Origin of the sequence: Variovorax sp. Root473 (assembly GCF_001426505.1) — a bacterium.
GTDB lineage: Bacteria > Pseudomonadota > Gammaproteobacteria > Burkholderiales > Burkholderiaceae_C > Variovorax.
This window is the reverse complement of sequence record NZ_LMEV01000013.1, coordinates 300,511-321,524: the sequence shown is the minus strand read 5'-3', so window position 1 is coordinate 321,524 and position 21,014 is coordinate 300,511. Positions and strand designations below refer to the sequence as shown.

The following is a 21,014-nucleotide window of genomic DNA, read 5'->3' as shown; positions in this document are numbered from 1 at the left end:
ATTCCGCGATTGCAAAGCTTCACGGAATTTCATGGAACTCGATGCCATCGACCTGCGCATTCTCGACGAGCTGCAACGCGACGGCGCCCTGTCCAACGTCGAACTCGCGCGCCGCGTGCACCTGTCGCCCTCGCCCTGCCTGGCGCGCGTGAAGGTGCTGGAGACCAGCGGCGTGATCGACCGCTATGTGGCGCTGGCGAACGCCAAGGCGCTGGGGCTGGGGCTCAACGTGTTCATCTCGATCAGCCTGACCACGCAGAGCAAGCAGTCGCTGGCCGACTTCGAGCAGCGCATCGCCGAGCACGACGAGGTGATGGAGTGCTACCTGATGACCGGCGACAGCGACTACCTGATCCGCATTGCCGTGGCCGACATGGCGGCGCTGGAGCGGTTCATCATGGAGCAGCTCACGCCGATTCCGGGGATCGAGAAGATCCGCTCGAGCTTTGCGTTGAAGCAGGTCAGATACAAAACGGCGCTGCCGTTGCCAGCAGCGCCGCTTGTTCTGCCGAAAGGGTGAGCAAGGCCGCCCGTCGGCGGTCGGCCCTGCTCAACACCGTCGTCAGCTGCCGATGCGTCCGCCGTCATCCTTGGTGATGACGATGGTTGCCGAGCGCGGGCGCTTGCCTGCACCGTAGCCCGCGTTGGAAGGCCACTGGCTGGCGTACTTCGCAGGATCCGCCAGGTTGACTTGCTTGGTGCTTTCGCCCGGGTGCTGGATGTTGACGAAGATCGCCTTGCCGTCGGGCGTTTCGCAGAGGCCGGTGAGCTCGCAACTCGATGGGCCGACCAGGAAGCGCTTGAGCGTGTCCGCCGTCGGCTGCTTGCCGATCATGGTGTCGACCGTGTACTGCGAGCTGTCCGCGCGCTGGTAGGTCAGGGTCTTCTTGGCACCGTCGCCGACCTGGCCCGGCAGCGCGGCCAGCATCATGCAGTTGGTCACGTCGGTGTAGGCGCCGTCGTCGGTCTGGATCCAGCAGATGCCGGTCGAGTGGCTGAACACCAGGCCGTCGGGGCTGGAGAAGTCCTGGTCGGCGGTGAGCTTCGAGAGATTGACTGTGTCGGCATTGGCGCCCGACTCGGCGCCGAAGGCGTAGACGTCCCAGCGGAAGCTGGTGCTCGCCGGATTGCCGCCGGCATCGGCCATGCGCAGGATGTGGCCGTTCGGATTGCCGGATTGCGCCTCCGTGCCCTTGAAGTCGGTGTAGACACGCGGGTTGGCCGGATCGGGAGCCAGCTGCGACGACGAGGCCGGTTCGATGCGCCGGTTGCTGTTGTTGGTCAGCGTGAGGTAGACCTCGCCGTTGGCCGGGTTGGTGGCACACCACTCGGGGCGGTCCATCTTGGTGGCGCCGGCAGCGTCGGCCGCAAGGCGCGCGTTGACCACCACGTCGGCCAGGTTCGCGAACGAATAGCCGCCGAAGCCTGCCACCGCGGGGTTCGACAGCGACAGCTCCTGCCAGCTGCCGGCGCCGTCGGCCTCGAAGCGCGCCACGTAGAGCGTGCCCTTGTCCAGGTACTTGGCGCCGGTGGCGAGCGGATCGGCCGGATGGGCATCGGCCTCGGACCAGACCGCATCCGAAACGAACTTGTAGAAGTACTCGTTGCGCGCGTCGTCGCCCATGTAGCAGGCCACCTTCTGGCCCACGACCGGCTTGCTGAATGCGATGCTCTCGTGTGCGTAGCGGCCCAGCGCGGTGCGTTTGACGCCCAGCTTCGACTTGTTGTACGGGTCGAACTCGACGACGAAGCCCATGCCGTTCATCTCGTTGCGGTAGTCGTCCGTGCCGTCGACGGAAGCACCGGTCTTGCTGATGTTCCAGCGCTGGTACTTGTCGTCCGCACCGCCGGTTTCCCAGCCATGGCGGCTGGTCGCGCCCGCCGCACGGCCGTAGCGCTTGAGCGAGGCCACGCTCTTGTCGTTGCTGCGTGCGGCATCGTCGCCCGCTGCGCGGGTGAAGTAGCCGCCCCAGTTTTCTTCGCCGGTCAGGAAGGTGCCCCAAGGCGTCTTGCCGGTGCCGCAGTTGTTGAGCGTGCCGCGCGTCTTCACGCCGGTGGGCGAGTACTTGGTCTTCATCAGCGCGTCGCCCTTGGCGGGGCCGGCGATGTCGATCTCGGTCAGGGGCGTGACACGGCGGTTGAAGGCCGAGTCCTGGACGTAGCTCCACTTGCCGGCGCCGTTCTTGCGCACCTCGAGAACCGCAATGCCGTGAACGGCGACTTCCTTGTCCACTTCCGCCGCCGGACGGGGCAGCGTGGTGGTGCCGCCATTGGCGTGCAGGAAGAACGAGGAAAGCTTTTCGTCGGTGGTCGCCTCATGGTTCACCGCAAGAAGGCCGCGATCGATGCTCGCGTCGGAGCGCTTGCCGTCGGCGCCCAGGCCGAACCATTCCATGCCGTCGTGGTGGTCGCCGCCGCGGTTCTCGAAGTCGGTGTCGGTGCCGTCATTGGCATAGGCCGGCGTGGCGCCGGTCAAGGGATCGCCCAGCGCATACAGGACGCTGGCGCTGTAGCCGGCGGGAATGAGCACGCTGTCGGCCAGGCTCTTGGGCACGGCGCCGAAGCCCAGCAGCTTCTCGGTCGCCGGCGCAGGTGCGGGGGCCGGCGCGGGCGCAGGCGCTGGAGGAATGATGGGAAACGCGACGCCGCCGCCATTGCCGCCGCCGCAAGCAGTCAGCACGGCAGAGCCGACGCCGCCCAGCAGCAGGCCACGCCGGTTGAGACGGCTGGTCAGCACGCTGTCGAATGTGGGATTGGCGGAGCGGTTGGAGTCTTCGTCGTTGAAATCGATGCGGTCTGACATGGAGGATCTCGTGGGGTGTTGGAGAAAAACGCCCCATGCTAGAAATCGCCCGTGACATCCCCGTGAATTCGCAGTGACGGTTCGATTACTTCGTAAGTCTTACTACTTGGGCCACAGCGCCCACAGCCGCAGCGGCTGGTTCACGCTCGCGGCCAGCCGGCCGGCCTCGGCGCCGGTGCCGGCGAAGTAGTCGGCGCGCACGGCGCCCACGATGGCGCTGCCGGTGTCCTGCGCCACCACCAGCTTCTGCAGCTGCGCGGCCGGGCCGCTCGATGCGAGCCAGACCGGCGTGCCGTAGGGAATGCTCTCGCGGTCGACAGCGATGGAGCGCCCCGCCGTGAGCGGCACGCCTTGCGCGCCGCGCGGTCCGAAGGCGGCGTCGAACTCGCTCATCGTTTCTTCGCGGAAGAACACGTAGCGCGGATTGCTCCACAACATCTGCGACACGCGCTGCGGGTTCTGCGCGGCCCAGGCCTTGGTGTCGTCGGGCCACTTGCCGACCTTGCTCACGCCCTGGCTCATGAGCCACTGCTGCACGCTGCGGTAGGGCTGCTCGTTGGTGGCGGCGTAGGCCACGCGCACCGTGTGCTGGTAGCCGTTGGCCTCGGTGATGCGCAACCGGCCCGAGCCCTGGATGTGCAGCATGAGCGCGTCAATGGGGTCGGCCATCCAGGCGATCTCGCGGCCGCGCAGCGCGGCCTGGGCCTCGGGCAGGGTTTCGATTTCCTGGCGCGTGAACCAGGGGCGCTTGGGCACGAGGCCGTTGGGCGCCTGGTACAGCGGCACGCTGAAGCCGGCCGCGGGCACGCGCGAAGCTTCGTACACGGGCTCGTAGTAGCTGGTGAGCTTGCCTTCGCTCTGGCCCGCGAGCGATTCGACGCGGTAGGGCTGCAGCCGGTCGGTCATCCATCGCCGCTGCTCTTCGGGCGTGGCGATGGCGAGCTGGCGCACATCGCGGCACAGCGGCGCAAAGGCGGCGTTGGGACGCGCGCAGTTGGCGAGCAGCGCAATCCACGCCTCATGCAGCGGGTCTTCGCTGAAGCCCGGCAGTTCGGACCAGCCCACGGGCACCCAGCGGCTCTTCGGATGCGCAAGCGACCCGGTCAGCGGACCGAGGTCGCGCGGCGGGGTGACGGTGGGTCGGGCGGGGGCTTCGGGGGCGCGGGGGCCGAGGGAACAGCCGGCGAGCGTTGCTACGATCGCAAGCCCCACCAGCCACTGGAGTCCATTTCTCATGGGTTTGATTCTGCTTGAAGCCCTCGCCGCGGGACTTGTCCTGATCTTGATCATCTGGTGGACCATGTTTTCCGGGCGCGACAAGGGTGAATTGAATGACGAGGCCGACGCCGAGCGTCCCGACGGGGACCGACCGCCGAAAGCGTGAATTGCTTGTGTAGCCGCACGGCGCGGCCCGTTGTCGGACAAGCCCCCTGTTGCTACAACTTTAGTAGCAATCATCGCAGTATTCACGGGCGATGGCGAAAGTTTTCTTATTTTCCGTAGGGCTTTGAGCACGTACCATCGGGGACCCGTCGGGGGCTAAGCTGTGGCCCGCTTGATTCAACCTTGAAAGGGATCACCATGAAAAAGTTCGTTCTTGCTACCACTGCAGCAGCCCTCGTCTTGTCCGGTTGCGCCGGCGGCATGACTGACACGCAACGCAACACCGGCATCGGCGCCGGCATTGGTGCACTCGGCGGTGCCGCCATCGGCTCGGCCACGGGCGGCAACCGTGGTGCCATCGGCACGGGCGCCGTGGTCGGTGCGGCCGCCGGTGCGCTCGGCGGCTACCTGTGGTCGCAGCGCATGGAAAACCAGAAGCGCCAGATGGAAGCCGCCACGCAGGGCACCGGCGTGGCCGTGACGCAGACGGCCAACAACGAGCTCAAGCTCGCGATTCCGAGCGACGTGTCGTTCGACGTGGGCCGCTCCAACATCAAGTCGAACTTCGCGCCCGTGCTCGACCAGTTCGCCAACGGCCTGCGCAACAACCCGAACGCCGAGGTGCGCATCATCGGCCACACCGACAGCACCGGCTCCGACGCCATCAACAACCCGCTGTCGGTGGACCGCGCCGCCAGCACGCGCGACTACCTGGTGGCACGCGGCGTGAGCGCCGCGGCGTTCCGCATCGAAGGCCGTGGCTCGCACGAGCCGGTGGCCGACAACAACAGCGACGCCGGCCGGGCACAGAACCGCCGCGTCGAGATCTACGTGGGCGAGCGCGCACCGCGCGGCTGATCGCAGCCCCACCGGGAAACCGGCCGCCGCATCGAACGGCCGGTTCCCGCTTCAGTTTTCATTGGTCCAAGCAGAGGGAAAATTCATGAGGAAGTTTGTTGTGTCTAGCGCGGCCCTGGCCGCTGTGTTGTTCATCGCGGGTTGTGCATCGTCGACCCCACCGGCCGAAGCACCGGCCGCACAGCAGGCCGCTCCGGCCAACAGCTGGACCGCCCGCCTGGACGCGCTGAAGGCCGAGCTCGAAAGCTCCACCAAGGGCACGGGCGTGGTGATCGAGCAGACCGCCGACAACCAGCTTCACGTGGTGATTCCGAATGAACTCTCGTTCGACACGGGCCGTTCCAACGTCAAGCGCAACCTGGCGCAGGTGCTGGACAAGGTCGCCGAAGGCCTGAAGAGCGCCACCACCGCCAGCCTGCGCGTGGTCGGCCACACCGACAGCACCGGCAGCGAAGAAGGCAACGAGCGCCTCTCGGTGAGCCGTGCCGACAGCGTGCGCAACCACCTGGTGGGCCGCGGCGTGTCGACCACCGTGATCACCACCGACGGCCGCGGTTCGCGCGAGCCGCTGGCGGACAACGGCACGGCTGCAGGCCGCGCGCAAAACCGCCGCGTCGAAATCTTCGTCGCAGAAAAAATCTGACCTTCTAAAGGTCCCGCAGGCGGTTGGCCAGCTCGACCGCCGACTTCACTTCCATCTTCTCGAACACGCGTGCGCGGTGGACCTCCACCGTGCGCACGCTGATCGCGAGCTGGTCGGCGATGAGCTTGTTCGGCAGGCCCTCGACCACGAGCCGCATCACGTCGCGCTCGCGGTCGGTCAGTTCGGCGATGCGGCCGGCCAGGCCGCGGCGCACGCGCTGCACTTCGAGGGCGCGCTGCGACATGCCCAGCGCCTGCTCGATGCGGTCGACCAGCGCGTTGTCCGAGAACGGCTTCTCGCAAAAGTCGAAGGCTCCGCGCTTGACCGCCTCGACGGCGGTCGGCACGTCGGCATGGCCGGTCAGGAAGATCACCGGCATCTCGGCCAGCAGGCCGCGTTCGGCCAGCCGGTCGAACAGCACCAAGCCACTCATGCCGGGCATGCGCACGTCCAGCAGCAGGCAGCGCGGCTGATCGGGCAGCGACACCTCGGTCAGGTACTGCTCGAAGGCCTCGGCACTGCCGAAGTGCTCACTGGCCAGGCGGCGCGAACGCAGCAGCCAGGCCAGCGCCTCGCGCACGCTGGCGTCGTCGTCCACGATAAAGATCAAGCCATCGATCAGCGGTTGCATGCCATGAGGTCCAGCGGAACAGAGAAAACGAAGAAGAAGAAGAAAAAGGCGGCTATCCCGCAGCGGGAAGGGTAAACCTGAAGACCGTGCCCCGGGGGCGGTTGGGCTCGAACATCAGCGCGCCGCCGTGCTGCTCCACCACGGTGCGGCACAGGCTCAGGCCCAGGCCCATGCCATCGGCGCGCGTGGTGAAGAAGGGCGTGAACAGGCGCGCCGCCACGTCGTCGCTGATGCCGCAGCCCAGGTCGGCCACGGAGAACTCGAGCCAGCGCCGGCCGTCGGCCGGCACGGTGGCGCCCACGGGCAGGGCGCGCGCCACGCGCAGGCGCAACAGGCGGGTGCCGGTGCTGTCGGGGCTGTCCATGGCCTGCATGGCATTGCGCGCGAGGTTCAGCAGCACCTGCTCGACCAGCGTGCGGTCGCACACCACGGCGGGCAGGCGCTCTTCGAAGACGACCTCGATCGACACGTCGAGCTTGCGCGCCTGCAGCCGCACCAGCGGCAGCACGGCGTCGATGAGTGCCTGCGGCGCCACGGCCTCGCGCATGCGGTCGCGCCGGCGCACGAAGTCGTGCACGCTGCGAATGACCTGGCCCGCGCGGTCGGCCTGCTCGGCGATGCGCTTCACGGCCATGGCCACTTCGGCCTGCTCGCCCTTCGCTTCGGGCCCGAGCAGGTTGAGCGAACCGGTGGCGTAGCTGGCAATGGCGGCCAACGGCTGCGTGAGTTCGTGGCTCAGCAGCGAGGCCATCTCACCCACCGTGGCCAGGCGCGCGCTGGCCTGCAGGCGCTCCTGGCTGGCACGCGAAATCTCCTCGACGCGGCGCTGCTCGCTCACGTCGATGAAGGCGCTCATCCAGCCGGTCTGCACCTTGTGCGCGTTGATCAGCGGTGCCTCGAAGATCAGCACCGGAAAGCGCGTGCCGTCCTTGCGCATGAAGACCGACTCGAAGCCCTCGCGCGGCGGCAGGCCGCCGGCGAAGCGGCGCGTCTGGCGCAGGTGGTACTCGTGCGCCAGTTCGGTGGGCCAGTAGGGCGCCTCGACGCTGTCGGCCATGAGCTCTTCGGGCGTGAAGCCGACCATCTCGCAAAAGGCCGGGTTGACGTAAGTGATGCGGCCCTGCAGGTCGCGCGCGCGCAGGCCGGTGATGACCGAGTCTTCCATCGCCTTGCGAAAGGCCAGCGCGTCGGCCAGGTCGCGCTCGGCGCGCAGGCGGCGGCGGGTGTCGCGCGCCAGCAGCACGAGCACCGACACGAGCGCGATCGAGATCGCCGTGACCAGCGCCGTGAGCATGTTCGGGAACAGGTCGGGCGCGGCGCGCCAGCCGTCCACGCGCAGCATGAGCGAGGCGCCCGGCAGGTCGATGCGCTGCTGCGCGGTGAACACGCGCGTGCCGATGCGCCGCGAGGTGCCCAGCGCCACCAGCCGCGTGCCGTCGGCCTCGGTGAAGGCGACCTCCTGGCCGCGCGTGAGCGTGGGACCGACCAGCTCGACCAGCGTGTCGCGCAGCGAATAACTCGCCACCAGGTAGTCGCCGCCGTCCATCGGCAGGCACAGCTCCATCACCTCGACACCGCCGCCGCCCGCCACCGGCACGTAGTGGCTGGGCGAGTAGGCGGGCGCGCCGGCCTTGCGTGCCGTGGCGCAGGCCAGCGCCACGTCGGACTGCGCGGGGCCGCGGTTGCTCTCCTCGAGGATGCGCATGCGGTAGGGCGTGTTCACGGCCTCGACGGGGCGCAGCTGCGCATCGCGCCATTCGAGCCGCAGCCATTCGCGGTGCTCGCGCAGCTGCGCCGCCGCGCGGTCGACCCAGTGCTCGCGCTCCATGCCCGGCGCGAGCGTGGCGCGCAGGCTCTGGGCGTTGCGCTGCAGGCCGCTGCGCAGGTCGACGACGGCATCGGCGGTGTCGCGCTCCAGCGCAGCCTGCACCTGCTCGACCTCGTGCCGCCCGGCCAGCCACACGACGGTGACCAGCAGCGCCGACACCAGCACCGCCAGCAGCAGCCAGAGGAACCAGCGCTGCCACAGCGAGCGCAGGCGCGCGAAGGCGACGCCCCACCCCCGGCGCTGCTGCTGTTGCGGCGGCGGCGGTGCGGGAAGGTCGAGCGCCTCGTCGGCCATCGTCAGGCGAGCACGCGGTGCGACAGCGCGGGCAGCTGGGCACGCGTGCGCTCGACCTGCCGGGCGTCGAGGTCGAACAGCACCACGCCCTCTTCGGCGGCCTGCTGCGCCACCACCGTGCCCCAGGGGTCGATGACCAGCGACTGGCCCCAGGTCTGGCGGCCGTTCTCGTGCGTGCCGCCCTGCGCGGGCGCGACCACCCAGGCCAGGTTCTCGATGGCCCGTGCGCGCAGCAGCACCTCCCAGTGCGCCGCGCCGGTCGTGCGCGTGAAAGCGCTGGGCACCAGCAACAAATCGGCGCCCTGCCCCGCCAGCGCGCGGTACAGCTCGGGAAAGCGCAGGTCGTAGCAGACGCTCATGCCGACGCGCCAGGTGTGGCCGTCGCGCGAGGGCAGGTCGAACACGACGGGCTGCGCGCCCGGCGCGATGACGCGGCGCTCGTCGTAGCGCTCGGTGCCGTTGTCGAAGAAGAACAGGTGGATCTTGTCGTAGCGCGCCACGCATTGGCCGTCGGGCGAGAAGGCCAGCGAGCTGTTGAAGACGTGATCGGCGTCGTCGCTCTCGATGGGCAACGTGCCGCCGACGATCCACAGGCCGAACTCGCGCGCCGCGTCGGCCAGGAAGCCCTGCACCGTGCCGGCGCCGGCGGTCTCGCGCAGGCCGAGCTTGTCGGTGTCGCGCGCGCCCATCATGCAGAAATACTCGGGCAGCACCGCGAGCTCGGCGCCGTCGCGCGCCGCCTGCCCGAGCAGCGCATGGGCGCGCACGAGATTGGCTTCGCGGGTGATGGCGGACACCATCTGGATGGCTGCGACTTTCATTGCGTGGTCTCCGTTTTCCTGCCTTCGCCGGCCGCGGGTGCGCCCGACACGCCCGGCAGGCCGGGCAGCTGCAGCGAGCGCGCCACCTTGGCGATCTTCGGATCGGCCCAGGTGCCTTCGACGTGGAACTCCTGCGTGGCGGCGGCCGCGAGCGGCTTGCTCAGCACCCACTGCGCGAGGAAGGTGCCCAGGCCGATGGCCGGGTTGATGGCCGTGGCCACCAGCGCCGCGGTGCCGGCGTTGATCTCGGGCACCACCACCACGCGCAGGTTCTGCGTCTCGCGCACGATGTCGGCCGAGCCGTCCATGAGCGCGGCGGCGTTGACGCCCTTCATCTGCAGGTTGTTGGTGCTCGCGATGCCCTTGTTGATCTTGGCGTCGCCGCGGATGAAGTCGAAGGCGAAGCCCTGGCTGAACACGTCGCGGAAATCGAGCGTGAGCCGGCGCGGCAGCGCCTGCAGGCTCAGCACGCCCAGCAGCTTGGCCAGGCCCGGGTCGGCCTTGAGGAACTGGCCCTGTTCCACGTCGACCTGCAACTGGCCGCCCAGGCTCGGGTAGTCGAGCGAGAACGGCGAGCCGCGCCAGTTGACCTCGCCTTCGAGCCGGCCCTTGCCGCGCCGCAGCACGCCCGGCATGCCGAAGCGCGTGAGCAGGTCGCCGGCGTCGGCGATGTCGAGTTTGAAATTCATGGCCGTGGTGCGGCGCTGGCCGGCGCTTGCGCCGCCGCCCGCCGGCGCGGCCCAGGTGCCCTTGGCGGTGAAGGTGGCCTCGGGCACGGTGAAGACGAGCTTGTTGAGCAGCCATTCGCGCCCGCCGCGATTGACGGCGTCGATCTCGGCGCGCCCCAGGCGCTTGCCAAGCAATTCGAAGTCGTCGACCACGATGTCCAGCGCCGGCAAGGTGCCGGGTTGCTCGTCGAGCAGGGTCTCGACCTGCGTGGCCTCGGTCGGCGCGATCTTCAGGCGCGCGAGCCGCGCGTAGAGCCGGCCGTCCTGGCTGTGGCTGTACTCGGCGTAGCCGCTCAGTTCACTGGCGTCGACGTTGGCGCGCCACAGCGCGCCTTCGCGCGTGCCGCCGAGCACCACGTTGTGCAGGGTGCGGCCGGCAATGCCAAGTTGCTGCGCACGCACCGCGATGCGCGTGGGCAGGTAGGCCAGGTCGGGATCGCCGGCGCGTTCCCCGCCGGCGGCGGCCGCGGCGCTGGCACCCACCAGCGTCTGCCAGGCGCCCATGTCGAGCTTGGCGACGTTGACGTTGGCGAACACGCCGCGGTCGGGCGGCAGCGCCGTCTCGCCGGGCGCCAGCCCGATGCCGATGCCGCCGCGCAGCACGCGCGCCTCGCCCGTGGTCGAGAGCTCGCGCACGTACTGCATCGAGCCGATGCGGCCGAGTTCGAGCGAGAGCTGATCCTGCGTGGCGCCGTGGCGGGCGTCGCGCGTGAGCACCTTCTTTTCGATGCGCAATGGCATCTGTTCTTCGGCGCTCTTCACGAGCGGCGTAGGCAACTGCAGCGCCAGCCCCTGCAGGCTGCTGGTGAGCGAGAACTCGGGCGTGTCGTCGCGCATCGAGAAGGTGGCGGCGTACGGCGTGCTGCCGGTGGCCTGCCTGGCCAGGCGCGCGAGCCAGTCGACCTCGCGCGCGCCGCGCAGGCCCTCGGCGCTGACCGTGCCCTGCGCCTTCAGCGCCAGTTCGCGCTGAGGTCCGCTGAAGCGCCCCTTGCCTTCGACCCGCACGTCGCCGCCCAGCAGCCGGGCCTGCACGCCGGCCAGCGAGAAGCCGGTGTCGGTGAAGCTGAGCGTGCCGCGCGCCTGCGTGAACGGCGGCGCCTCGGGCACCACCTGCAGCTCGTTGTCGGCCAGCGCCACGGTCGCTTGCACCTTCGTGTTGTTGACGTTGTCCAGCGGGAGGTCGAGGTGCAGCTTGTAGTCGGCCGAGCCGGTGGCGCGCGCGCGCTGCAGGAAGGGCCCGGCCTCGCCGGCCAGCGGCGCGCCGGCGCGCAGCACCTCGCCCAGCGGCCCCCTGGCCTGCGCATCGACGCGCAGCAGCGCAGCGTGGTGCGACATGTCGGCGATCTGCGCCTCGGCCTTCGTGACCTCGACACCGGGCGCGCCCGCGATGCGTCCGCGCGCGTTGCGCACCAGCATGCCCGCGCGCTCGAACACCAGCTCGCCCGACACGCCGGTGAGCGCCGGCCACACGGGCGGCGGCGCGGCGGGCGGGCCGGTGCGCGATGGCGGCGCCGCGGTGGCGGCCGCGAGCGACGGCGGCACGTAGGCGTAGTGCACGTCCGACACCTTGGCCGCGATGCGGAACTCGCCCTGCTTCGGGTCCATGAAGGGCATGTCGTGCAGGTCGCCGCGCACGCGGAAATCGACCGTGCTGGCCGTGCCCTTGACGACCGACTCGCGCACGTAGTCGCGCGTGTGCTGCGGAATGTCGAGCGGCAGATAGCGGAACACGCGGGTGCCGTCGGCGCGCGTGAGCTTGCCCTGCAGGTCGAGCACGCCGGGGTACTGCGCGCGGCTGTTCGAGGTGGTGGGCTCGCTCGTGCGCCAGTTGGCCTCGGCCTCGCCTTCGGCGTCGGTGTTGGCAAAGCGCAGCTTCGACATCTGCACCTGCATGGCGCCGTTGTCGAGCTTCCACTGCAGCTGGGTCGAGAGCCGGTCGATGGGAATCACCGGGTCTTCGAACACGCCGGGGAATTCGAGCGTGCCCTTGGCCATGGCCAGCGTGGCGGTACCACCGGTGTGGCTGGCGTCGAAGTCGAGCGTGGCGCCGCTGAGGCCGGGCGTGCCGGGGTGCACGCGCGGCGGCGCAGCAGGGGTGCCCGCCGGCGCCGGCGTACTCTGCACGGCCGGCGCCGGCTGCGACGCCACGCGCAGGCCACTGACCCGGCCCTTGGCCTGGTAGCGCGCGATCGCGTCGGGTGCGCCCTGCCAGTTCATGTCGATGCGTTCGACGAGGCCGCGCGGCGCATAGGCGCCCAGCACGCGGTGCGTGGCCTCGCCCAGCGGCAGCCGGTCGGCGATGAGCGCCAGCGCGGCCAAGTCGAGCCGGTCGGCCTTCAGCGCGCCCTGCTCGGGCGTGCGGCCCTTGGCCGGCGTGTGCTGCAGCCACAGATTGCCGCCGGGCCAGCGCATGCCATCGGCGGTGTCGAACTGCAGTGCGGTGGTCGAGAACTCGAAGGTGTCGGCGTTCAGGTGCCCCGCCAGGCGGCCGGTGACGGCGCGCAGCACCAGCGGCTGGAGCCCCTTGCCGAGCGAGGCGTCGACGCGGTCCAGCCCGAGGTCGGCCGCGCCGCCAACGATGCGCCCGTCGTCCACGTCGGCCCACAGGCGCAGCGCGCCGTTGCCTTCGCGGATGCGCGCGTCGAGCGAGACGTACTGCCCCAGCCGGGTGACATCGATGTGGGGCAGGTCGGCATAGAGCTGGCCGTTCCAGGTCTGCCAGTGGCCGCGGCGGATCGACAGCAGCGGCTGGCGAAACTGGCCGCGCAGCGTGAAGCGCTCGCCCCAGCCGGCCGGCGGCGTGGCGTCCAGCCGCAGGCCGTGGCGACGCGAGCCATTGCGGGACACGAAGCGCACGTCGGTCAGCAACAGCGGTTCGGCGCGGCGCTGCTCGTCGGTCCAGCGCACGGTGCCGCCTTCGATGACGAACTCGCGCTGCCCAAAAAACCAGTCGGCGGCGCGGGTCTCTCCGGTGGTGTCGGTCTCCATGTGCAATCCCGCCACATGGAGTTTTCCCTGAGTGTCGCGGCGTACGTCGAGCTGCGGGCCCTCGATGTAGAGCTGCTCGAAATTCAGGCGCCACAGTGATCGCGGCGACACGCTCGCCACCACCCGCACGAGGCGAAGGGCCTCGCGCTGGTCTGCGTCCTGCAGCACCACGTCGCGCAATTCGAAGGCCGGAAATAGCCCTTCGGAACGGGCGGTGATGGCGCCGATACGCACCGGGACACCGATGGCCTTGCTAGCCTGCGCCTCGAGTGCACCGCGAAAATCGCCGATTCGCGGCACAATCCACGCGTGCAGGACCACGACTGACAGCGCCAGCAGAAGCCACGCAGCGAAGAGCAGACCCAATAGCCAGCGCGCTGTCACAGCGGTGATTTGGAGCAGACGTGAAGGGGAAGACGCCGTGTCGTTCATTGAGGATCGCGCTGTGTCGGGAATTATGACCGCCAGCCTAGAGCCGGGTTCCGCGCCAACCCACACCAGTGTGAATCAGTTGCCATCCATTCCGACGCCTTCCGCGTTTTCTTCCAGTTCCCGATTCGTCCAGCGACTGCGTCGCCGCTATGCGGCCGAGCTTGAATTGCTGCCGCCCGGCGAGCCCCGGCGCGAATCGATGACCGTCGCCTACGACGCCCTGCGCACGCGCGGGGTGGCCGTCGGCGATGCCTTGCGCATCGTGCGCCAGCTCGTCATGGAACGTCTGGTCACACTCGATTGCGATCAGCAGGCGCCGCTCGCGGTGGTGACCACGGCCGTCACCGAGCTGGCCGAACTCGCGCTCGACATCGCCTGCCAGGATGCCTGCCATGAACTCGACGCCCAGCACGGCGCGCCGCTCGGCCCCGAGGGCCAGCGCTCGCAGCTGTGGGTGATCGGCATGGGCAAGCTCGGCGCGCGCGAACTCAATGTGTCCAGCGACATCGATCTCATCTACCTGTACGACGTCGACGGCGACACGGCTGGCGATGCCGACGGGCGCGGCAAGCTGTCGAACCAGGAGTACTTTGCGCGGGCCGTGAAGCGCATCTACGCGCTGGTGGGCGACGTGACCGAGCACGGCTTCGTGTTCCGCGTCGACCTGGCGCTGCGGCCCAACGGCAACTCGGGGCCCAGCGTGGTCTCGCTGGATGCGCTCGAAGAATATTTCCAGGTGCAGGGCCGCGAATGGGAGCGCTTTGCCTGGATGAAGAGCCGCGTGGTCGCGCCACGCGCCGTGGTGCAGGAGGGCCAGGCCCAGGCGCTGCGCACCGTGGTGCTGCCCTTCGTGTTCCGCCGCTACCTCGACTACAGCGTGTTCGATTCGCTGCGCATCCTGCATCGCCAGATCCGCGAGCAGTCGGCGCGCCGCAGCGCCGGACGCCCCGAGCGCGCCAACGACGTGAAGCTTTCGCGCGGCGGCATCCGCGAAATCGAATTCACCGTGCAGCTGCTGCAGGTGGTGCGCGGCGGCCAGTTCCCCGAGCTGCGCACGCGGCCCACGCTCGACGCGCTGCAGCGGCTGGCGCGCGCCAACCTCATGCCGCAGGACACGGCCGACACGCTCGCCGCGGCCTACGAATTCCTGCGCCGCGTGGAGCACCGCATCCAGTACCTGGACGATCAGCAGACCCATGTGCTGCCGGTCAACGACGACGACCTGCGCTGGATCGCGCAGTCGATGGGCTATGCCGACTGCTGCCCCTTCTTGGAACAGCTCGACACGCACCGCGAGTTCGTGGCTCAGGAATTCGACAAGCTGCTGGGCGGCGAGAAGCCCTGCAACGGCAAGTGCAACGGCAAGAAATCCGCCGCACCCGCCGACCTGGTCGATCTGCTCGACGACCTGCCGCCGGTGTTTGCCGAGCGCATCCGCGACTGGTGCGAAACGCCGCGCGTGCTGGCCCTGCGCGAAGAAACCCGCGGCCGCCTGCGCCAGCTGGTGCAACGCACCGGCCAGTGGCTCAAGGAGCCCGACGGCGACGGCGCGGGACAGACGCCGCGCCACGTCGATGCCGCCATGCGCTGGGCCGACTGGATCGAGCCGCTGATGCGCCGCGAGAGCTACCTGGCGCTGCTGGTCGAACGCCCCGCCGTGCAGGAGCGCCTGCTGCGCCTGCTGGGCGCCGCGAAATGGCCGGCACGCTATCTCATGCAGCACCCCGGCGTGATCGACGAACTGGCAAGCGACGAGATGCTCTCGGGCCGCTTCATCGCCGAGGAATTCGAGCGCGAGCTCGAAGCGCGTCACAGCTCGCTCACGCGCACGGGCGAGGCCGACGAAGAGCGCCTGCTGAACCTGCTGCGCCACGCCCACCACGCCGAGGTGTTCCGCACGCTGGCGCGCGACGTGGACGGCCGCATCACCGTCGAACAGGTGGCCGACGACCTCAGCGCGCTGGCCGACACCACGCTGCGCGTGACCGCGCGCTGGTGCTGGCCGCATGTGCGCAACCGGCACCGCGAGGTGGCGCAGTTCGCGATCATCGGCTACGGCAAGCTGGGCGGCAAAGAGCTGGGGTACGGCAGCGACCTGGACATCGTGTTCGTCTACGACGATGACGACGAGCGCGCCGGCGAGGTCTATGCGGCCTACGTGCGCAAGCTCATCAACTGGCTCACGGTGAAAACACGCGAGGGCGACCTGTTCGAGATCGACACCGCGCTGCGGCCCAACGGCAATTCGGGCCTGCTCACCACCAGCTTCGAGGCCTACGAAAAGTACCAGCTCGGTCGCGGCAGCAACACCGCATGGACCTGGGAGCACCAGGCCATGACGCGTGCGCGCTTCGTGCTCGGCAGCGCCGACCACGGCGCCGAGCTGGGCGCGCGTTTCGACCAGGTGCGCGAGGCCGTGATGGTCGCCCCGCGCGACCGTGAGTCGCTGAAGGCCGAGATCATCGGCATGCGCAACAAGCTGCGTGGCGCCCGCCCCGTGAAGGCCGACCGCTTCGACGTGAAGCACAGCCCCGGCGGCATGGTCGATGCCGAGTTCGCGGTGCAGTTCCTGGTGCTGTCGGCCTCGGGTGCGCACCCCGAGCTGATTCCCAACCTGGGCAACATCGCGCTGCTGCTGCGCGCCGAGAAGGCCGGGCTGCTGCCCGAAGGCGTGGGCCGCGACGCCGCCAAGGCCTACCGCGAGCTGCGCCGCGTGCAGCACCGCGCACGCCTGAACGAAGAGCCGACGCAGGTCACGCCGCCCGCCCTGAGCGCCGAGCGCGACGCCATGCTCGCCTTGTGGAAGGCGGTCTTTGGCTGAATTGGCTCACCCCCAGGCTGCGCGCACTGCGTGTCGCTTCGCCAACCCCCTCACCGGGGGCAACACCAGCGGCCCGGCAGAGCCGGTTCCGCGGTGTTTCTGGCACAGGCCCCATCGACAACGAGTAGCCGCAGCGTGTGCGGTCGCCTTCGTCGTACTTCTCGCGGGCTGCGCCAGCGGACCCCGAAGCAGCGGCGGCGGCGTGGCCGGCGGGCGTGACGGCCCCGGCAGCAACATCCCGGCCGACCTCGACCGCGTGCCCGACGCCGAGCCCCGCATCGAGCCCATCCGCAGCAGCGGCGGCACCAGCAAGCCCTACACGGTGCTGGGCCGCAGCTACCAGCCGATCACCGACGACCGGCCGTTCAGCGAATCGGGCATCGCGTCGTGGTACGGCCGCAAGTTCCATGCGGCCTCGACCGCCAGCGGCGAGCCCTACGACATGTACGCCATGACGGCCGCGCACAAGACGCTGCCGCTGCCCAGCTACGTGCGGGTGCGCAACCCGGCCAACGGGCGCGAGGTGATTGTGCGGGTGAACGACCGCGGCCCCTTCGTGGACGGCCGCGTGATCGACCTGAGCTACACGGCGGCGCTGAAGCTCGACCTGCTGCGCGGCGTGGCGCCCGTGGAAATCGAGCGCATCACCAACGAAGACATCCGCACCGGCGCCTGGCGCCGCGACGCGGGCACGGCCTATGCCGCGGCACCCGCACCTGCACCAGCGCCGGCCCCCGCGCCCATCCGGGTGGCAGCGGCACCGGTGGCTGTGCCATCGGCTTGGGTCGCGCCGGTCGCGATGACGGCTGCTGCGGCGCCGGCCACACCCGTGGCGACGATGCCCGTGACACCGCAGACACCGCAGACACCGATGATGGCCGCTGCACCGTCGGCGCCCGAGGCGCCGGCCGGCCCGCGCGAAGCGATGGTGGTGACCGACCTTGCGCCGCTGGCCCCGCTCGCCGCACCTGCCACGTCATCGACGCCTTCGGCACCATCTTCCGTTGCCGCCGGTTTCTGGGTGCAGCTCGGCGCGTTCCGCGAACGCGACGGCGCCGAGAGCTTGAGAAACCAGGCCGCGCGCGGCCTGCCCACGCTGGCCTCGCAGCTGCGCGTGTTCAGCGAAGCCGGCACGCACCGCCTGCAAGCCGGCCCATTCCCGTCGCGCAACGCGGCGGGCGACGCCGTCACGCAGCTGCGCGACAGCCTGCGCATCGCGCCGATGGTGGTCGAGCGGCGCTGAGGTTCAGGGCATCGCCTTGGCCACGACCTGCGAACGCAGGCCCACGCCCAGGCGGTTCCAGGCGTTGATCTGCGCCACGGCGAGCGAGAGCTCGACGATTTCCTGGTCGCTGAACACGGCCTTCAGGGCTTCGAACTCGGCATCGCGATCGGCGTGGTGGCCGGCCAGGCGCGTGAGCGTTTCGGCCCAGTCGAGCGCGGCGCGCTCGCGTTCGTTGAACAGGCTCACCTCGCGCCAGGTGGCCAGGCTGTTGATGCGCTGCCAGTCCTCGCCCTGCACGCGCAGGTCGCGCACGTGCATGTCCAGGCAGTAGGCGCAGCCGTTGATCTGCGAGACGCGGGCAAAGACGAGGTCGATCAGCACCTTGCCGAGCGTGCTCGACTCGAAGCTGCCGTTGACGGCGATCATGGCCTGGAAGGACTTGGGGGCGAACTTGGTCCAGGCGAGACGGAGGGCGGGGGCTTGGCTCATGGGATGTACTCCAGGGTGGTTGATGAGGAAGAGAACGAAATCTGCTGGCTACACCCTGAAGACGCGCCAGCCCTTGGCCCTGTGACAGCCTGCGCGACTTTTTCTTCAGTCGGACTTTTCCTTGGCTGCGAACAGCTGTGCGATGCGCGCCAGCTTGTCGGGGTTGCGCTGCGCGCGGATGCGCACGATGCGCTCGCCCTCGATCTCGAAGGTCTGGGCCGATTCGAGTTGGCCATCGAGAAAGCGCAGCATGCCGGGCTCGCCGTTGAGCTCGACGAGCTCCATGCGCACGCTGGCGCCCATGCGGCGCCAGAGCGCGAAGTACAGCTGTGCCAGTCGTTGGCTGCCGCACAGGACCTTGCTGAAGGTCTGCACCTTGCCGCCGCCGTCGCCGATGAGTTCGACGTCCTCGGCCATCAACGCCTTCAGGTCCTGCAGGCTGCCCCGTGCGGCGGCGTCGGCGAACGCGCGCAGCAGGCGCTGGTGGGTTTCGCGCGAGACCTGGAAGCGCGGGCGGGCCTCCTGCACCTGGGCCTTGGCGCGGTGCACGAGCTGGCGGCAGGCGGCCTCGCTCTTGCCCAGGGTCTGGGCGATCTCGTCGTAGTCGGCGTCGAACACCTCGCGCATGAGAAAAGCGGCGCGCGCCTCGGGCGCCAGGCGCTCGAGCACGGCGAGGAACGCGACGGAGATGTTGTCGGCGCGCGCTAGCGTTTCTTCGGGCGTGTCGGGCGATCCGGTGAGCGTGGGCTCGGGCATCCACGGGCCGATGTAGTGCTCGCGCTGGACCTTGGCGCTGCGCAGCCGGTCGATCGACAGGCGCGTGACGACGGTCACGAGCCAGGCTTCGGCGCTGTCGAAACTGGCCTTGTCTGCCTCATGCCAGCGCAGCCAGGCGTCCTGCACCACCTCTTCCGCCTCGGCCATGGAGCCAAGCATGCGGTAGGCGATGCCCTGGAGGCGGCGGCGGTGGCTGTGGAAGGTGAGGGTCGGGTCGTCCATGCCCGATTAGACGTTCGAGGGCCGCGCGCTGTGACAGCCCGCGGCCAAAAAAAATCGCCCCGGCACGCGGGGCGATTTCATCGAAGACCGGGGCGGCTCAGGCGCCCTGGTATTCGGGCTTGGGGCCCAGCGAGGCCGAGACTTCCTTGCGGTAGCGGTTGAGTTCCTGCACGGTCTTGAAGCTGCGGTTCATCAGCAGGCTCAGGTTGTGCAGGATGCGCTCGCCGACCTTGGTTTCCCAGACGGCGTCGAACTTGATCTGCTTGTCCAGCCAGTGCTCGAGCCAGTCGGGGTCGGGCATGCGGCTCTGGATGGTGTCGTTCGGGAACAGCGCCTTGTTCACGTGCAGGTTGGTCGGGTGCAGCGCCTGGGCGGTGCGGCGCGCACTGGCCATGAGCACGCCGACCTTGGTGAAGGCGGCGCGGGCCTCGTCGCCGAACTTTTCCATGGCGCGCTTCATGTAGCGCAGGTAGGCGCCGCCGTGGCGGGCTTCGTCCTGGCTCAGCGTGGTGTAGATGTGCTTGATGACCGGCTCGGTGTGCCACTGGGCGGCGCGGCGGTACCAGTGGTTGAGGCGGATCTCGCCGCAGAAATGCAGCATGAGGGTTTCGAGCGGGGGCGCGGGGTCGAAGTCGAAGCGCACGTCGTGCAGCTCCTGCTCGGTGGGCGCGTGCTGCGGGCTGAAGCGCTTCAGGTACTCCATCAGCACCAGCGAGTGCTTCTGCTCTTCGAAGAACCAGATCGACATGAACGCCGAGAAATCGCTATCGTGCCGGTTGTCGCGCAAGAACATCTCGGTGGCCGGCAACGCCGACCACTCGGTGATGGCATTCATCTTGATGGTTTGCGCCTGCTCTTCGGTCAGCAAGGACGCGTCGAACGACTGCCAGGGAATGTCCTTGTCCATGTCCCAGCGGACGGATTCGAGTTGTCTGAAGAGTTCCGGGTAGAGCATCAAAGTCTTTCAATGGCCGCCGATTTTAATCGGGCCGTTTGGCGCGCCCGTGACAGACGCGCGATGATGTGGTTACGCGCGCGCCCGCGCCATAGATTCGCCCCCTTTTTTCGATCCAGGAGCCCGTCATGCGAACCCCCGCCCGATTGTCGATGTTGCGACGTTGCGCCACGGCCTTTTCCCTCGTGGCGGGCCTCGCGGCAGCCCTGTCGGCGGGCGCCCAGCCCCCCCCCGCCGCGCCCGCGACGGGGGGCGCCACCGGGTGCCCGGCGATCCTGCAGCACAGCTTTGCGCGGCTGCAGGATGAAAAGCCCCAGGACCTTTGCCAGTACTCTGGAAAAGTGGTCCTGGTGGTCAACACGGCCAGTTTTTGCGGCTTCACCCCGCAGTACAAGGGGCTGGAGGCGCTGGACATGAAGTACCGCGCGCGCGGCCTCGTGGTGCTGGGCTTCCCGTCGAACGACTTCTCGCAGGAATCGGGCTCCAACAAGGAAATCGCCGACTTCTGTGAAAGCACCTTCGGCGTGAAATTCCCGATGTTCGCCAAGTCGGCCGTGCGCGGCACCGATGCCAACCCGCTGTTCAAGCAGCTCGCGCAGGCCTCGGGCACGACGCCGAAGTGGAACTTCTACAAGTACCTGATCGGGCGCGACGGCAAGGTCGTGCAGGCGTGGTCGAGCATGACGGCGCCGGACGAAGCCGGCTTTGTGAGCGTCATCGAGAAACAGCTCGGGGCGAATTAAGACTGATCAGTTCATAAAAAAGCGCATCGGTAATATTGTTTACCGATGCGTCTCTTTCAATGTGAACTGCACGTCACAAACGTTTACCAGTCGACGGGGAACCGTGCGTCAAGACCCGCGCTCATACTTGGCGTGGGCGGCCAAGGCCCACAGGTTTTCATGTTGCGAGGTCTTCCGGGCGCCTGCCGTCCGGTTGAAATCCCGAGGCGATTCTTCTCCTCCTCCCTCCCTCCCTCCTTCGTGTCGGGGCGCCTCGCAGCATTTTTGTCTTCCCGCCGAAAGCGGGGCCCGCGATGACGCAGCGCCCCCTCGGCCTTCCAGCATGCGGTGGCCCGAACGGCCCCAAGAAAAAAGCGCCCCACGGGGCGCTTTG

At 69.0% G+C, this 21,014-nt stretch carries 16 protein-coding genes; 7 read left to right on the top strand and 9 right to left on the bottom strand.

The window, feature by feature from the left end; all coding sequences use genetic code 11:
- Window positions 1–31 precede the first annotated feature (31 nt).
- The gene (locus tag ASD34_RS07920) at window positions 32–520 is read left to right on the top strand and encodes an Lrp/AsnC family transcriptional regulator (RefSeq protein ID WP_056575292.1); all 489 of its coding nucleotides are present in this window, start codon (window positions 32–34) and stop codon (window positions 518–520) included.
- Between the two features lie 42 nt (window positions 521–562).
- Here ASD34_RS07920 and ASD34_RS07915 read toward each other — a convergent pair whose 3' ends face one another.
- Together ASD34_RS07915 and ASD34_RS07910 are read right to left on the bottom strand one after the other, a co-directional pair.
- On the bottom strand, window positions 563–2,803 hold the full coding sequence (locus tag ASD34_RS07915; RefSeq protein ID WP_056575289.1) for a PhoX family protein: 2,241 nt from the start codon (window positions 2,801–2,803) through the stop codon (window positions 563–565).
- Window positions 2,804–2,905: 102 nt separating this feature from the next.
- Complete coding sequence (locus ASD34_RS07910) at window positions 2,906–4,039, bottom strand: murein transglycosylase A (RefSeq protein ID WP_056575287.1); 1,134 nt, start codon at window positions 4,037–4,039, stop codon at window positions 2,906–2,908.
- On the opposite strand from ASD34_RS07910, the gene ASD34_RS27860 reads away from it, so the two are divergent.
- From ASD34_RS27860 to ASD34_RS07900, 3 genes are all read left to right on the top strand, one after another.
- On the top strand, window positions 4,038–4,187 hold the full coding sequence (locus ASD34_RS27860) for a hypothetical protein (RefSeq protein WP_200937540.1): 150 nt from the start codon (window positions 4,038–4,040) through the stop codon (window positions 4,185–4,187). The two genes, ASD34_RS07910 and ASD34_RS27860, sit on opposite strands and share 2 nt — an antisense overlap.
- A gap of 197 nt (window positions 4,188–4,384) precedes the next feature.
- A complete protein-coding gene (locus tag ASD34_RS07905; RefSeq protein WP_056575284.1) occupies window positions 4,385–5,044 on the top strand; it encodes an OmpA family protein in 660 nt (219 codons plus the stop codon).
- An 85-nt stretch (window positions 5,045–5,129) separates the two neighbouring features.
- On the top strand, window positions 5,130–5,687 hold the full coding sequence (locus ASD34_RS07900) for an OmpA family protein (protein ID WP_056575280.1): 558 nt from the start codon (window positions 5,130–5,132) through the stop codon (window positions 5,685–5,687).
- A gap of 4 nt (window positions 5,688–5,691) precedes the next feature.
- On the opposite strand, the gene ASD34_RS07895 is transcribed toward ASD34_RS07900, so the two are convergent.
- The 4 genes from ASD34_RS07895 to ASD34_RS07880 are packed head-to-tail and all read right to left on the bottom strand — an operon-like array spanning window position 5,692 to window position 13,409.
- Window positions 5,692–6,318: a response regulator transcription factor gene (locus ASD34_RS07895; protein ID WP_056575277.1), complete on the bottom strand. Its 627-nt coding sequence runs from the start codon at window positions 6,316–6,318 to the stop codon at window positions 5,692–5,694.
- 52 nt (window positions 6,319–6,370) lie between these two features.
- The gene (locus tag ASD34_RS07890; protein WP_056575274.1) at window positions 6,371–8,440 is read right to left on the bottom strand and encodes a two-component system sensor histidine kinase NtrB; all 2,070 of its coding nucleotides are present in this window, start codon (window positions 8,438–8,440) and stop codon (window positions 6,371–6,373) included.
- A 2-nt stretch (window positions 8,441–8,442) separates the two neighbouring features.
- A complete protein-coding gene (locus tag ASD34_RS07885) occupies window positions 8,443–9,261 on the bottom strand; it encodes a carbon-nitrogen hydrolase family protein (protein ID WP_056575271.1) in 819 nt (272 codons plus the stop codon).
- On the bottom strand, window positions 9,258–13,409 hold the full coding sequence (locus ASD34_RS07880) for a YhdP family protein (RefSeq protein ID WP_056575268.1): 4,152 nt from the start codon (window positions 13,407–13,409) through the stop codon (window positions 9,258–9,260). Before ASD34_RS07880 ends, ASD34_RS07885 begins: the two co-directional genes overlap by 4 nt.
- Window positions 13,410–13,434: 25 nt before the next feature.
- On the opposite strand from ASD34_RS07880, the gene glnE reads away from it, so the two are divergent.
- Window positions 13,435–16,230 (top strand): bifunctional [glutamate--ammonia ligase]-adenylyl-L-tyrosine phosphorylase/[glutamate--ammonia-ligase] adenylyltransferase, encoded by a 2,796-nt coding sequence (glnE, locus tag ASD34_RS07875; RefSeq protein WP_056575265.1) that lies wholly within the window; start codon window positions 13,435–13,437, stop codon window positions 16,228–16,230.
- Window positions 16,231–16,432: 202 nt separating this feature from the next.
- Window positions 16,433–17,473, top strand: a complete 1,041-nt coding sequence (locus ASD34_RS07870; protein ID WP_235509999.1) for a septal ring lytic transglycosylase RlpA family protein — start codon at window positions 16,433–16,435, stop codon at window positions 17,471–17,473.
- 3 nt (window positions 17,474–17,476) lie between these two features.
- Here ASD34_RS07870 and ASD34_RS07865 read toward each other — a convergent pair whose 3' ends face one another.
- The 3 genes from ASD34_RS07865 to ASD34_RS07855 form a co-directional block, all read right to left on the bottom strand.
- Window positions 17,477–17,944, bottom strand: coding sequence for a carboxymuconolactone decarboxylase family protein (locus tag ASD34_RS07865; protein WP_056575262.1), 468 nt, complete (start codon window positions 17,942–17,944; stop codon window positions 17,477–17,479).
- 105 nt (window positions 17,945–18,049) lie between these two features.
- Window positions 18,050–18,943 carry an RNA polymerase sigma-70 factor gene (locus ASD34_RS07860; protein ID WP_056575257.1) on the bottom strand — a complete coding sequence of 298 codons (894 nt, stop codon included), beginning with the start codon at window positions 18,941–18,943 and terminating at the stop codon, window positions 18,050–18,052.
- A 97-nt stretch (window positions 18,944–19,040) separates the two neighbouring features.
- The gene (locus ASD34_RS07855) at window positions 19,041–19,898 is read right to left on the bottom strand and encodes a hypothetical protein (protein WP_056575255.1); all 858 of its coding nucleotides are present in this window, start codon (window positions 19,896–19,898) and stop codon (window positions 19,041–19,043) included.
- Window positions 19,899–20,026: 128 nt separating this feature from the next.
- On the opposite strand from ASD34_RS07855, the gene ASD34_RS07850 reads away from it, so the two are divergent.
- Window positions 20,027–20,641, top strand: coding sequence for a glutathione peroxidase (locus ASD34_RS07850; RefSeq protein ID WP_056575252.1), 615 nt, complete (start codon window positions 20,027–20,029; stop codon window positions 20,639–20,641).
- The last annotated feature ends 373 nt before the right edge of the window (window positions 20,642–21,014 follow it).

Bases quoted from the DNA above. Each gene is read 5' to 3' on its own strand.
- ASD34_RS07905 (WP_056575284.1), top strand. From the start codon at position 4,385: ATGAAAAAGTTCGTTCTTGCTACCACTGCAGCAGCCCTCGTCTTGTCC.
- ASD34_RS07915 (WP_056575289.1), bottom strand. From the start codon at position 2,803: ATGTCAGACCGCATCGATTTCAACGACGAAGACTCCAACCGCTCCGCC.
- ASD34_RS07865 (WP_056575262.1), bottom strand. From the start codon at position 17,944: ATGAGCCAAGCCCCCGCCCTCCGTCTCGCCTGGACCAAGTTCGCCCCC.
- ASD34_RS07920 (WP_056575292.1), top strand. From the start codon at position 32: ATGGAACTCGATGCCATCGACCTGCGCATTCTCGACGAGCTGCAACGC.
- ASD34_RS07890 (WP_056575274.1), bottom strand. From the start codon at position 8,440: ATGGCCGACGAGGCGCTCGACCTTCCCGCACCGCCGCCGCCGCAACAG.
- ASD34_RS07895 (WP_056575277.1), bottom strand. From the start codon at position 6,318: ATGCAACCGCTGATCGATGGCTTGATCTTTATCGTGGACGACGACGCC.
- ASD34_RS07885 (WP_056575271.1), bottom strand. From the start codon at position 9,261: ATGAAAGTCGCAGCCATCCAGATGGTGTCCGCCATCACCCGCGAAGCC.
- ASD34_RS07860 (WP_056575257.1), bottom strand. From the start codon at position 18,943: ATGGACGACCCGACCCTCACCTTCCACAGCCACCGCCGCCGCCTCCAG.
- glnE (WP_056575265.1), top strand. From the start codon at position 13,435: ATGACCGCCAGCCTAGAGCCGGGTTCCGCGCCAACCCACACCAGTGTG.
- ASD34_RS07910 (WP_056575287.1), bottom strand. From the start codon at position 4,039: ATGAGAAATGGACTCCAGTGGCTGGTGGGGCTTGCGATCGTAGCAACG.
- ASD34_RS07850 (WP_056575252.1), top strand. From the start codon at position 20,027: ATGCGAACCCCCGCCCGATTGTCGATGTTGCGACGTTGCGCCACGGCC.
- ASD34_RS07900 (WP_056575280.1), top strand. From the start codon at position 5,130: ATGAGGAAGTTTGTTGTGTCTAGCGCGGCCCTGGCCGCTGTGTTGTTC.
- ASD34_RS07855 (WP_056575255.1), bottom strand. From the start codon at position 19,898: ATGCTCTACCCGGAACTCTTCAGACAACTCGAATCCGTCCGCTGGGAC.
- ASD34_RS07880 (WP_056575268.1), bottom strand. From the start codon at position 13,409: ATGAACGACACGGCGTCTTCCCCTTCACGTCTGCTCCAAATCACCGCT.
- ASD34_RS27860 (WP_200937540.1), top strand. From the start codon at position 4,038: ATGGGTTTGATTCTGCTTGAAGCCCTCGCCGCGGGACTTGTCCTGATC.